13 protein-coding genes are annotated in these 12,104 nt (G+C 68.7%); 7 read left to right on the forward strand and 6 right to left on the reverse strand.

Features of this window, described 5'->3' with window-relative positions; translation table 11 throughout:
* Positions 1–90 precede the first annotated feature (90 nt).
* Both G6020_RS13975 and dmpG read left to right on the forward strand, forming a co-directional pair.
* Positions 91–1,038 (forward strand): acetaldehyde dehydrogenase (acetylating), encoded by a 948-nt coding sequence (locus tag G6020_RS13975; protein ID WP_182611029.1) that lies wholly within the window; start codon positions 91–93, stop codon positions 1,036–1,038.
* 5 nt (positions 1,039–1,043) lie between these two features.
* Entirely contained in the window at positions 1,044–2,108 is a 1,065-nt protein-coding gene (gene dmpG / locus G6020_RS13980) for a 4-hydroxy-2-oxovalerate aldolase (RefSeq protein ID WP_182611030.1), read from the forward strand.
* A 41-nt stretch (positions 2,109–2,149) separates the two neighbouring features.
* On the opposite strand, the gene G6020_RS13985 is transcribed toward dmpG, so the two are convergent.
* Genes G6020_RS13985 through G6020_RS14000 form a run of 4 tightly spaced genes read right to left on the reverse strand, consistent with a single transcriptional unit; the run spans position 2,150 to position 5,420 of the window.
* Entirely contained in the window at positions 2,150–2,671 is a 522-nt protein-coding gene (locus G6020_RS13985; RefSeq protein ID WP_182611031.1) for a flavodoxin domain-containing protein, read from the reverse strand.
* A gap of 13 nt (positions 2,672–2,684) precedes the next feature.
* Positions 2,685–3,746: a ferredoxin--NADP reductase gene (locus tag G6020_RS13990; RefSeq protein ID WP_182611032.1), complete on the reverse strand. Its 1,062-nt coding sequence runs from the start codon at positions 3,744–3,746 to the stop codon at positions 2,685–2,687.
* Positions 3,747–3,801: 55 nt separating this feature from the next.
* On the reverse strand, positions 3,802–4,197 hold the full coding sequence (locus tag G6020_RS13995; RefSeq protein ID WP_182611033.1) for a hypothetical protein: 396 nt from the start codon (positions 4,195–4,197) through the stop codon (positions 3,802–3,804).
* Positions 4,197–5,420 (reverse strand): Rieske 2Fe-2S domain-containing protein, encoded by a 1,224-nt coding sequence (locus G6020_RS14000; protein ID WP_182611034.1) that lies wholly within the window; start codon positions 5,418–5,420, stop codon positions 4,197–4,199. Before G6020_RS14000 ends, G6020_RS13995 begins: the two co-directional genes overlap by 1 nt.
* 188 nt (positions 5,421–5,608) lie before the next feature.
* Here G6020_RS14000 and hsaA point away from each other — a divergent pair, with 188 nt between their 5' ends.
* The 5 genes from hsaA (at position 5,609) to G6020_RS14025 (ending at position 10,856) form a co-directional block, all read left to right on the forward strand.
* On the forward strand, positions 5,609–6,784 hold the full coding sequence (hsaA, locus tag G6020_RS14005) for a 3-hydroxy-9,10-secoandrosta-1,3,5(10)-triene-9,17-dione monooxygenase oxygenase subunit (protein ID WP_182611035.1): 1,176 nt from the start codon (positions 5,609–5,611) through the stop codon (positions 6,782–6,784).
* A 33-nt stretch (positions 6,785–6,817) separates the two neighbouring features.
* Entirely contained in the window at positions 6,818–7,717 is a 900-nt protein-coding gene (hsaC, locus tag G6020_RS14010) for an iron-dependent extradiol dioxygenase HsaC (protein WP_179524543.1), read from the forward strand.
* 102 nt (positions 7,718–7,819) lie between these two features.
* On the forward strand, positions 7,820–8,404 hold the full coding sequence (hsaB, locus tag G6020_RS14015; RefSeq protein ID WP_241730852.1) for a 3-hydroxy-9,10-secoandrosta-1,3,5(10)-triene-9,17-dione monooxygenase reductase subunit: 585 nt from the start codon (positions 7,820–7,822) through the stop codon (positions 8,402–8,404).
* Positions 8,405–8,472: 68 nt separating this feature from the next.
* Positions 8,473–9,663 (forward strand): hypothetical protein, encoded by a 1,191-nt coding sequence (locus tag G6020_RS14020; RefSeq protein WP_182611039.1) that lies wholly within the window; start codon positions 8,473–8,475, stop codon positions 9,661–9,663.
* Positions 9,660–10,856 carry a sulfotransferase gene (locus G6020_RS14025; protein ID WP_182611036.1) on the forward strand — a complete coding sequence of 399 codons (1,197 nt, stop codon included), beginning with the start codon at positions 9,660–9,662 and terminating at the stop codon, positions 10,854–10,856. Before G6020_RS14020 ends, G6020_RS14025 begins: the two co-directional genes overlap by 4 nt.
* Before the next feature lie 10 nt (positions 10,857–10,866).
* Here G6020_RS14025 and G6020_RS14030 read toward each other — a convergent pair whose 3' ends face one another.
* Together G6020_RS14030 and G6020_RS14035 are read right to left on the reverse strand one after the other, a co-directional pair.
* Complete coding sequence (locus G6020_RS14030) at positions 10,867–11,688, reverse strand: inositol monophosphatase family protein (protein WP_182611037.1); 822 nt, start codon at positions 11,686–11,688, stop codon at positions 10,867–10,869.
* Between the two features lie 10 nt (positions 11,689–11,698).
* Positions 11,699–12,104: acyl-CoA dehydrogenase family protein (locus G6020_RS14035; RefSeq protein ID WP_182611038.1), on the reverse strand; the 406-nt coding region annotated here is incomplete at its 5' end.

Genomic DNA, 12,104 nt, shown 5'->3' on the forward strand with positions numbered 1-12,104 from the left:
GACGGGCGACTCCGGGTTCCGTCACGCAAGCTGTTCCGCTGAGCGGCACGCCTGATTGTGGCGGAGAAGACAGGTGGAGAGACTGTCGATATGACAGAGAAGACCATGCTCACCGCCGCGATAGTCGGGTCGGGAAACATCGGCACCGACCTCATGTACAAGCTCGAGCGCAGCGAGTTCATCGAGCCCAGGTGGATGATCGGTATCGATGCGGAGTCCGAGGGGATGAAGCGCGCCGCAGACCACGGACTGACCTGCATGTCCGGCGGGGCCGATGAACTGCTGGCCGCGATCGAGGCGGGAGGCGAGAAGCCCGACCTGCTGTTCGAGGCCACCAGCGCCTACGTCCACAAGGCCTACGCGCCCCGCTACGAAGCCGCGGGCATCACCGCCATCGACCTCACCCCCGCCGCGGTGGGTCCGATGGTCATCCCGCCCGCCAACCTGCACGACCACGTCGACGCGCCGAACCACAACATGGTCACCTGCGGCGGCCAGGCCACCATCCCGATGGTCCACGCGGTCTCCTCGGTCGTCCCGGTGGAGTACGCGGAGATCGTCGCCTCGGTCTCCTCCGAGTCGGCGGGGCCGGGCACCCGCGCGAACATCGACGAGTTCACCGAGACCACCAAGCTGGCCATCGAGAAGGTCGGCGGCGCCAAGCGGGGCAAGGCGATCATCATCCTCAACCCCGCCGAGCCCCCGATGATCATGCGCGACACCATCTTCTGCGCGATCCCCTCCGGCGCCGACCAGGACCTCATCACCACCGCCATCCGCAAGCGCGAGAAGGAGATCCAGGAGTACGTGCCGGGGTACCGGCTGCTCCAGGAACCACAGTTCGATCCGCCCACCGAGATCACCGGGGGGATGGCGCGTGTCGCCATCTTCGTCGAGGTCGAGGGGGCCGGGGACTTCCTGCCGCCGTATGCCGGGAACCTCGACATCATGACCGCCGCCGCCACCAAGGTCGGCGAGGACATCGCCCGGACCCGGCTCGGCAGGACCGAGCTCACCACCACCACGCTGGGAGTGTGAGGACCATGGACAGGACCAACCCGTACAACGCAGACGCCCGCGCGTACAGCCCTGAACTCGACATCCGCATCACCGACTCGTCGCTGCGTGACGGCTCGCACCACAAGCGGCACCAGTTCTCCGTCGACGACGTCCGTGAGGTCGTCGCGGCGCTCGACGGGGCCGGGGTCCCCGTCATCGAGGTCACCCACGGCGACGGCCTCGGCGGAGCGTCCTTCAACTACGGCTTCGCCAAGTCCTACGACCAGGACCTCATCAAGGTGGCGGCCGAGACCGCCACGCAGGCCAAGATCGCGTTCCTCACCCTGCCGGGACTGGGGATCAAGGACGACATCCTGGCCGCGCGGGACAACGGCGGGTCGATCTGCCGGGTCGCCACCCACTGCACCGAGGCCGACGTCTCGATCCAGCATTTCGGATACGCCCGTGAGCTCGGGTTGGAGACCGTCGGGTTCCTCATGATGAGCCACACCCAACCCCCGGAGGTGCTCGCGAAGCAGGCCCGCATCATGGCCGATGCGGGGTGTCAGTGCGTGTACATCGTCGACTCGGCGGGCGCGCTCGTCATGGACCAGGTGTCAGACCGGGTCGCCGCGCTGGTCGCGGAGCTCGGCGACGACGCGCAGGTCGGCTTCCACGGGCACGAGAACCTCGACGTGGGCGTCGGGAACTCGATCATGGCCATCCGCGCCGGCGCGCAGCAGATCGACGGTTCGACCCGCCGCTTCGGCGCCGGCGCCGGCAACACACCCGTCGAGGCGCTGGTGGGCGTGTGCGACAAGCTCGGCATCACCACCGGCGTGGACTTCTTCAAGATCGCCGACGCGGCCGAGGACGTGGTGCGGCCGCTCATGCCGACCGAGTGCGTGGTCGACCGGTCGGCGTTGATGCTCGGATACGCGGGCTGTTACTCGTCCTTCCTCAAGCACGCCGAGGGCCACGCGAACCGGTACGGCGTGCCCTCATCGGAGATCCTCATCCGCGCGGGCGAGCGCCGCCTGGTGGGCGGACAGGAGGACCAGCTGATCGACATCGCGCTGGAGATCCAGAAGGAGCAGGCGGGCGTCTAGACCGCATCAGTACAGAACGCGGCAGTTCGTCGACGGGACCGTCAGGTGCCGGTCGTGGTGTGACCCTGCGCCCAGTCCACGATCGGCCCGAGGGTGGACTCGTCGACGAACTCCACCCGCTCGCGGTTCAGCAGGAGGCGGGCCATCGGTTCGTCCGGCGTCTTGCGCAGTTCTCTGCGCAGGGCAGCCATGAGTACGCGGTCCGCCCACCGCAGCCGGTCCGGGTCCAGGTCGCCGCGCAACTGGAAGACGGTGACCTCGCGACCGGAGGCCGCCACGAGTTTCTGCGCGAGGGTGCCGCGACCAGGGTCGTCGGCGGGGGACAGGGCGACGACGACGAGGGCCGCGGGGCCCGGAGCCGAGCGGATCGCCCGGATGATGCGTCGCCGACCGAGGATCGTCGTGACGTATTGAGGTGCGAGGACGATCAACGGGTCGGCGGCGGCCGCGTCCCCGATCGAGGCGAGACCCACGGCGCGCGTCCCGATCCTCTCGGCGAGCGCGTCCGCGTATTTGCGGGTGGAGCCGTATCGGGAGGTGAAGGTGACGACAGGGTGGTTCACGCCCTGCAGTCTGTCACTCGGAGTACGAGACCTCGACGCGATCGGTCTTGGGCAGGAGCTGGCAGCTCAGTACGTACCCCTCCTCGACCTCCTCCGGGTCGAGGATCCCGTTGTGGATCATCTCGACCTCGCCGGACTTGAGAATGCAGGCACAGGCGGAGCACTCGCCCTTGCGGCAGGAGAACGGCGCCTTGATGCCCTTCGACAGCAGGACGTCGAGCAGCGGGGTGTTGCGGGGCCACGAGACCTCGTGGGTCTCGTCGTCGAGCTCCACGATCGCCGTGGCCGGCCCGGCGCCGTCGTCTCCAGGCGAGTCGTCGATCACGATCTCGGCGAACGGATCGCCCTCGATCGAGGAGAACGCCTCGGTGTGGATGAGGTGCATGTCGGCACCCGAGCGGCGGAGCCCGTCTTTGACGGTCTCCATGAACGGCGCCGGGCCGCAGATGTACGACTGGCGCTTGGCTGCCACCGGGTGCAGGAGATTGCCGATCATCTCGGGGGAGGGGATGCCCGACACCGACTCGAGCCAGTGGAGCACGGTGAGCCGATCGGGGTTCTCCCGCTGCAGGGCCTGCAGTTCGTCCTTGAAGATCACCGACTTCTCGTCACGGTTGGCGTACACCATGACGATGTGACCGGTGCCCTGGGCGAGCGCCGACTTGAGGATCGACATGACCGGGGTGACCCCGGAGCCGGCGGCCAGGAGGATGAAGTCCTGGTCGAGGTTCTTGGGCGTGAAGATGCCCGACGGGGCCAGCACGTGCATGGTCATGCCGACCTCGGCGTTGTCACACAGCCAGTTGGATCCGTACCCGTCGACCGTTCGCTTGACGGTCACCTTGAGTCGGGAGTCCTCGGTGGGGGAGCTCGAGAGCGAGTAACAGCGCGCCACGGACCCGGTCTTGTCGCTGGGGATCCTCAGGGTGAGGAACTGTCCGGGGGTGTACCGGAAGTCCTCCTCGGCACCGGCGGGGATCTCGAAGACGATCGACTTGGCGTCGGCGGTCTCCTCGATCACCTCGGCGATCGAGAGTTCGCGCACGAAGGAGCCGAGTTGTGGGGTGGCGGTCATGGATTGGGAGCCTATCGCTTGAATGCGGCGGGGCGGGAGATCACTCCCGGACGTTTTACTCCGGGACGTACAGCGGGTTGACCATGTGATCGGCGTCAGCAGGATCCACGCCGTCGGCGAGGGTGATCAGACCCTCCGCGTAGGCGTACCGGATGCTCGCGAGCATCCGTGGGCAGGTGTCCTCCCCCTGCGGCCGCTCGCCGCCGTCCCGCCATTCGGCGAGGACGGGGCACGCGCGGTCACTGCTCGCGGTCCACTGGATGGAGGTGTGCTTCTCGCTGTTCTTCCGGACGGACACACAGGTACCGCACGCGCGGCACTCGACGGGGTGGAAACCCGCCCGGGTGTAGGTCTCGCGGTCCAGATCGGTGTCGCCGTGCAGCCGCGCGGCGCGCGCCGGGTCGGTCTCGTCCCAGGTGGGCGCGCGCCGCGAGTCGTGTTGCTTGAACATCACTTCTCCGCGCGGGAGGCGCTCGCTTCCCCGGCGACCTTGGCCATGCCGGTGTACTGGGTCTGCTCGTCCGAGATCTCGGCCTCACCGGCCTCCTGCTTGCGCATGTTCTCGGCGACCTCGCCCTCCCAGTACTGGTTGGCGGCGGTGGTGTCGACCTCGAACTCGAACCGCTCCTGCATCTCGGGCTCGACCTTGTCGCGGTCCACGTAGAACTGCTCGTACCACCGGCGGAGCTGGTAGACGGGACCGTCCTCCTCGCACAGGAGCGGGTTGGCGATCTGCGACTTGCGCTGCCAGATGCGGACGTCCTGGAGGAAGCCCTCGCCGAAGAAGGTGGCGATCTTCGCGGCCATCTTGGCGGCCGTCGCGTCGTCGAAGCCCGCCGGCTTCTTCACCGACAGCCCGTACATCAGCACGAACGAGTTCTGGTCGATCGGGTAGTGGCAGTTGATGAGGATCGCTTCGGTCTCGAAGTCCCCGTACATCTGCTTGAGGGGGTTGATCATGTACGCCGGACCGAAGTAGGACGCCTCGGACTCGAGCAGGGTGTCGCCGTACTTGCCGCCCGTCGGGTCGTGGTCCGGCCGGCCCTTGGTGTTGAGGTACTGGGTGGCGGTCTGACCCTCGAAGACGTTCTTGAAGTACGTGGGGAACGCGAAGTGGATGTAGTAGAAGTGGGCCATGTCGACCACGTTGTCGACGATCTCCATGCAGTTGGAGCCCTCGATCACGAGGCGGTTCCACTCCCAGTCGGTCCATTCGCCGGTGCCGTACTCCGCGATGACCGGGATCGCGTCCTCGTCGAGGGGCGGGTTGCCCTCGTGGTCGTGCCAGACGAAGACCTGGCCGGACTGGATGTTGGTGATCCAGGCGCGGGTCCTGGCGCGCAGCGGGACGCGCTTGGCGTAGGGGATGCCCTTGCACTTGCCGTCACCGCCCCACCGCCAGTCGTGGAACGGGCACGCGATGTTGCCGTCCTTGACCTCGCCGTCGGAGAGGTCGCCGCCGAGGTGCCGGCAGTAGGCGTCGAGGACGTTGATCTCACCCTCGTCGTTCGCCCAGACGACCAGCTTGGTGCCGAAGGCCTGGATGGAGTGGGGGGCGCCGTCGCTGAACTCCTTGACGGTGCCGATGCAGTGCCAGCCGCGCGCGTAACGATCCCGGGTCTCGCCCGTGTCGATTTCGCGGACAGCTCCGGGGGCCGAGCCGTGTGCGGTCATGATGATCCTCCTGAGGGCGTGAGCCGGATGAGAACAGGTTATAGAATCGGGATGCCGGTCACAACCAATCCCTGTCGGCGCTGGCACGGGGTGCCATAGCCTGAGTTCCGGGCGGTTCAGTCTGGTGGAAAACTGTAACGTGTTCTAGTCTAAGGCCAAGCGGCCCACAAAAGCCAGAGAGGGATCACATGAGCGAGCACGCCAACCACGAGGTCATCGACCGGATCAAAGCACTGCTGCCCGGTTTCGCCGAGCGTGCGCAGGAGACCGAGGACCTGCGCAGGGTCCATCCGCAGAACATCGCGGAGCTCGACGAGGCCGGCTTCTTCAAGCTCTGTCAGCCCGCCCAGTGGGGCGGGTACGAGGCGGACATGGAGGCCTTTTACACCGCCGCCATGACCATCGCGACGGCCTGCCCGTCCACCGGGTGGTGCGCCAGCATCCTGGGAATCCACAACTGGCACCTGGCCCTGTTCCCGCAGCAGGCGCAGGAGGACGTGTGGGGCTCGGACACCACCGTCCGCATCTCGTCGTCGTACGCCCCGATGGGCGCGGCCACGAAGACCGACGACGGGTTCCTCCTCAACGGCAAGTGGTCCTGGTCCTCGGGCTGCGACCACGCCGACTGGGTGTTCGTGGGCGGTCCCGTGCTGGACGGCAACGGCAAGATGATCGACTTCTGCACCTTCCTGGTGGAGAAGTCCCAGTACGAGATCCTCGACGTCTGGCACGTCGCCGGACTCAAGGGCACCGGGTCGAACGACATCCTGATCAAGGACGCCCTCATCCCCGCGCACCGCGTGCTGTCCTTCGGTGACATGGCCAACACGACCAGCCCGGGGCTGGAGGTCAACACCAACCCGATCTACCGCATGCCGTGGGGCACCATCCACCCCACCACCATCTCCACCCCGATCGTCGGCATGGCGTTCGGGTGCTACGAGGTGCACCGCGAGCACCAGCGCGCGCGGGTCCGTGCCGCATTCGGCACCAAGGTGAAGGACGACCCGTTCGCGAAGGTCCGGCTCGCCGAGGCCGCGGGTGACATCGACGCGGCGTGGCTGCAGCTCATGCGCAACGTCCGCGAGGAGATGGACCTGATCAAGGCCGGCGACGTCCCGGGTATGGACATCCGCACCCGCGCCCGTCGGGACCAGGTCCGCGCCACCCAGCGCTCGATCGACGCGATCGGGCTGCTGTTCCAGAACTCCGGCGCCCGCGCGCTCGAGGACACCTCGCCGATCCAGCGCTTCTGGCGCGATGCCAACGCCGGTCGGGTCCACGCGGCCAACGAGGCGACCAAGGCGTACATCATGTACGGACAGAACGAGTTCGGCGAAAAGGTCGCGGACTCGATGGTCTGATCCGCCCTAGCGGATCGAGAGGACTGACTTGGCATGGCAATAAGCAACTTCGGATATGTCCGGATCTACGCCACCGACATGGACGCCTGGCGCGAGTACGGCACCAAGGTGCTCGGGTTCGTCGAGGGCAAGGGCGACGACCCGGATGCGCTCTACTTCCGTATGGACGAGAACCCGCACCGGTGGATCATCGTCCCCGGGCCGGAGGACACGCTCGCCGCGGTGGGCTGGGAGTGCGCGAACGAGGCGGAGCTCGACGACGTCAGGCGACGTCTCGACGAGGCCGGGGTGGCCTGGCAGGACGCCCCGGACGAGGTGAAGCGGGACCGGAAGGTGCGGGGGCTGATCACCTGTCAGGACCCGGCCGGGTTCACGCTGGAGATCTACCACACCATCGCTCTGCAGCACCGCCGCATCCCGACCCCCTACGGGCACGAGTTCGTCACCGGCGACCAGGGGGCGGGCCACATCGTGCTCTCCACCCCGGACGAGGCGGCGGCGCTGGAGTTCTACCGGGACGTCCTCGGGTTCGCCCTCCGTGACTCGATGAGCCTGCCGCCGGAGATCGTCGGTCGACCGGCCGACGGGGAGCCCGCGTGGCTGCGTTTCCTCGGCTGCAACCCCCGCCATCACTCGCTGGCGTTCACCCCGTTCCCCAACCCCACGGGGATCATCCACCTGATGGTCGAGGTCGCGTCGGCCGACGACGTGGGACTCGGGCTGGACCGGGCACTGCGCAAGAAGGTCAGGATGTCGGCCTCACTCGGCCGGCACGTCAACGACAAGATGCTGAGCTTCTACATGAAGACGCCCGGTGGATTCGACTGCGAGTACGGCTGCGAGGGCGTGCAGGTCGACGATTCGGACTGGGTGGCACGGGAGTCCACCGCCGTGAGCCTGTGGGGCCACGACTTCTCAGTCGGCTTCAAGTAGACGCCTAGGCTGGTTTCCCGGGCAGCAGGGTTGTCGACCAGATGAGCCCGGGACGCCCGATGACGCCCGCGCACGACCGAGTCCAGGGAGGACCGACTTCAGATGAGCAGCACCGACCACCCCCCGGAGGGGCAGAGCTTCTCCAACCGGGAACTGCGCGACGCGCTCGGCCAGTTCTGTACCGGGATCACCGTCATCACGGCGGTCAGGGACGACGCGCCGGTCGGGTTCGCCTGCCAGTCCTTCTCCGCGCTCTCCCTCGAGCCGCCCCTGGTCCTGTTCTGCCCGATGAAGACGTCGGGGTCGTGGAAGGGGATCGAGGCGGCCGGCAGGTTCTGCGTCAACATCCTGTCCGAGGAGCAGGAGGACGTGTCCTCCACGTTCGGCCGTCGCGGCGACGACAAGTTCGCCTCGATCGACTGGTCGCCGAGCCCGCTCGGCTCGCCGGTCATCGACGGCGTGATGGCGTGGCTGGACTGCGAGATCGACCAGGTCCTCGACGGCGGCGATCACTGGATCGTCCTGGGACGGGTCGCCCACCTCGGACCGACTGAGCGGGATGTCCGGCCGCTGTTGTTCTACCGCGGCGCCTATCTGAGTATTGAGGAGGACGTCGTGGATCCGACGCCCGAGCAGGAAGAGCTCGAGAACTTCATCACATCCGCCGACTCCTACACGTGGCTGTGAGCGGCACGGTGGGGGAGAGCGCTGTGGGGGAGAGCGCTGTGGGGGAGAGCACGGTGGGGGAGAGCACGGTGGGGGGGACCGGGGCGACCGGCCCGCTGGCCCGCGCCCTGGCCGAGGCCGAGGAGATCATCCGGTCGGCGCCACACGTGCGGACCGAGGCGGACGTCGCGGAGGGGCTCGACTACCTGCTCGGGACCATCCGCGGCGCCATCGAGACCGGCCAACACCGCGGTCGCAGTCACCCGCAGCTGTTCCAGGCCACGGGCCCGTACACCAAGATGGGCCTGGACAACCCCGACACGCTGTACTTCTACGCCAACCTCACCGACGGCGCCGAGTACGTCATCGAGGGCCGTCGCGGCACCACGGCGGACCTGTCGTTCCAGGTCATGGCCGGGACGTATTCGGCCGATGAGCGCGCCGCGTCGCACGCGGCGTTCGACGACCGCGCGCTGGAGATCGGCGACGACGGACGGTATCGCTTCCGATTGGGTCCGGCGAGGCACGACGACGACGAGGGCGACGCCGGCTACGTGGTGCTCCACCCGGGGACCTCGATGATCGCCGTCCGCGAGGTCTACTCGGACTGGAGCCGTGAGGTGGCCGGGTCGGCGATCCTGCGGAGGGTCGACACGGTGGGCACCGCGCCGGAGCCGGTGACGCTCGCCGGTCAGGAGAAGTTCTACGCCAAGCTCGCCGAGGCGCTCATCGGGCGGTTGCGGACGTGGCTGGCGTTCCCCGAGTGGTTCTTCGGGGACCAGGTCCGCAACACACTGAACGAACCGCGGCAGACCCCCGGCGGCCTCACCACGCAGTTCTCCTCCGCGGGTGTCTTCGAGCTCGGTCCGGACGAGGCCATGGTGATCTCGGTGCCCGTCGCCGGGGCGCCCTACCAGGGCTTCCAGCTGGGCAGCATGTGGTACGCCTCGCTCGAGTACGTGCACCACCAGACCAGCCTCACCGCCGACCAGGCGCACGTCGGCGCGGACGGGATGATCCACCTCGTCGTGGCCGACCGCGATCCCGGTCTGGCCAACTGGATCGAGACCCTGGGCCACCGCGAGGGCATCATGCAGTTCCGCTGGCAGCGGGTGAGCGAGCCCGTCACGCCGGAGCTCGGCCCCTCGGTGAAGGTGGTGCCGTTCGACCGGCTCGCCGACGAGGTACCCGGGTACGACGACCAGCGGGTGACCGCCGAGCAGTGGCGCGAGCGGATCGCCGCGCGGCAGGACGCGTTCGCGCGGAGGGGGCTGTCATGACCGGGTCGGCCGTGAGCGACACGGAGCGGGTGCACGTCGGCACCGTCGAGGACCTGCACGCGAGCGCCTCGCGGGCGATCGGGTTGGAGGACTTCGGCGACGGCGAGGACCGCCACCGCGACGCGCTGGGCGTGCTGCTGGACTCCCTGCACTCCGACGCGGGCCTCACCCCGGCGGGAAGCAAGTACTGGCGCTCCGTGCTCAAGGGCGCGATGGTGGCGCGGCTCGTCTCGCAGGCCGGCTTCTCCGCGGACCCGGCCCAGGCGGACGTCGAGATCGAGCGGCCCGTCGTCGTCACCGGGCTTCCCCGCACCGGGACCACGGCGCTGCACCGGCTCCTCGGAGCCGACCCCGCCAACCAGGGGCTGGAACTGTGGCTCACGGAGGTGCCCAAGCCCCGGCCGCCGAGGGAGCAGTGGGAGGACGATCCCACCTACCGCGGCCTGCGTGACCTGTACGCCGGGTTCATGTCGGAGAACCCCGACTACGGAGGGGTGCACTACATCTCCGCCGACGACCTGGAGGAGTGCTGGCAGCTGCTCCGGCAGTCGGCCACGGCCGCCTCCTATGAGTGCCTGGCCAGGCTCGACGGCTACTCGCGCTGGCTCGAGGGCGTGGACTGGGTGCCCGCGTACCGGCGGCACAAGCGCAACCTCCAACTGATCGGTGCGGACGACCCCGGGCGGCGGTGGGTCCTCAAGAACCCCAGCCACCTGTTCGCGCTCGACGCGCTGCTCGAGGTGTACCCCGACGCCGTGGTGGTGCAGACGCACCGCGATCCGCGGAAGTCGATGGCGTCCATGTTCTCGCTGGCGCACCGGACCGCCGCGGACTGGTCGACCCGGTTCACCCCGGAGTACATCGGGTCCTCGCAGCTCGACCTGTGGGCGCGGGGCGTGTCCGAGTTCGACGCGGTCCGCGCCCGGCACGAGGCCGACCCGGGCTCGCGGGCGACGTTCGTGGACGTCAACCACCGGGAGCTCATCGAGGACCCGGCGGGAGTGGTCGAGCGGGTGTACTCCGCGATCGGTACCGAGCTCGACGAGGGAGTGCGGGAGGCGGTCGAGACGGAGAACGCCAGGAGTCTGTCCGGCGAGCGGGCGCCCGCCCACCGCTACACGCTCGCCGACTACGGGCTCAGCGAGGACCAGGTCGCCGAGCGGTTCGACGGCTACCGGGGCCTGGAGGGATAGCGGTACCGGGTCAGAGGTACGCCCGCGCCGCCTCGACGATGCGGTCCGCGACGTCCTCCTTGCACACGAGCAGGTCGGGGAACTCGTTCTCCTCGACGTTGTAGACCAGCTCGGAGCCGTCGAGTCGGCTGGCGTGCAGTCCGCGCTGGCGTACCACCCCGTACGTGGCGGCGGAATCCCACTGGTGGTGGCCGCTGGTGTGGATGTAGGCGTCGCACTCGTCCTCCACCACGGTGGCGGTCTTGCCCCCGCCCGAGCCGAGGCGGGTGAGGGAGGCGCCGAGGGTCTCGGCGAGTTCTTCCGCGAACGCCGGGGGATCGGCCTCCGAGACGGCGATGCGCAGGCGGTCGTCCTCGCGCGGGGGGACCAACGGGCCGGGGTGCGGCCCGCGGATGATGGAGATCGGCTGATAGGTGGTGGCACCACGGCCGGTGATCACCCGCCCGTACGCGGGCATGGCGATCGCGCAGGCGGTGATCCCGCCGGTGCCGTCGGGGCCGCGTTCCCACAGGGCCACGTGCACCGCCCAGTCGGGGCGGCCCTCGGTGCGGTACGAGCTGACGCCGTCCAGCGGGTCGATCATCCACACGCGGTCCGCCTCGAGGCGGGCCCGGGAGTCCGGGTTCCATTCGCCGAACACGAGGTCGTCGGGGCGGGCCACCGCGAGCCGGTCCAGGATCACGGCGCGGGCCTCCCCCTCGGCGAAGTCGCCGAGTTCCTCCGGAGCGACACGGGAGACCCTCAGGTCGGTGAGCAGCCGTCCGGCCTGTGCGGCCAGGTCCTCGGCGAGTCGTTGGTCGTTGGTCCGTCCGTGCTCGGGGAAGGGGCTCATGCAGGTGATTCTAGAGGCCCGCGGCCACCTCGAGCGCCGCCAGGATCTCGTGGGGTTGGCCGAGTAGCTGAGCGGTGCCGTGGGCCCGCTTGAAGTACAGGTGAACGTCGTACTCCCACGTGATCCCGACCCCGCCGTGGAGCTGGATGGCCTCGCCGGTGATCCACTGCAGCGCCTCGGAGCAGTACACCTTGGCCGCGGCGGCCTCGATCTCCGCGGCGTAGGCGGCGTCGTCGGAGTCGGGCCCGTCCCCGGGGGACTGCGCCGCGGCGACCATCGCCGCGGCCGAGTAGGACAGCGACGCCGCGGTCTCGGCCCTGACGTACATGTCGGCCATGCGGTGCTTGAGGGCCTGGAACGAGCCGATGGTCCGGCCGAACTGCCTGCGCTCCTGCGTGTACCGCACCGTCGCGTCG

The organism is Dietzia sp. B19, from assembly GCF_014145155.1.
Lineage (GTDB): Bacteria > Actinomycetota > Actinomycetes > Mycobacteriales > Mycobacteriaceae > Dietzia > Dietzia natronolimnaea.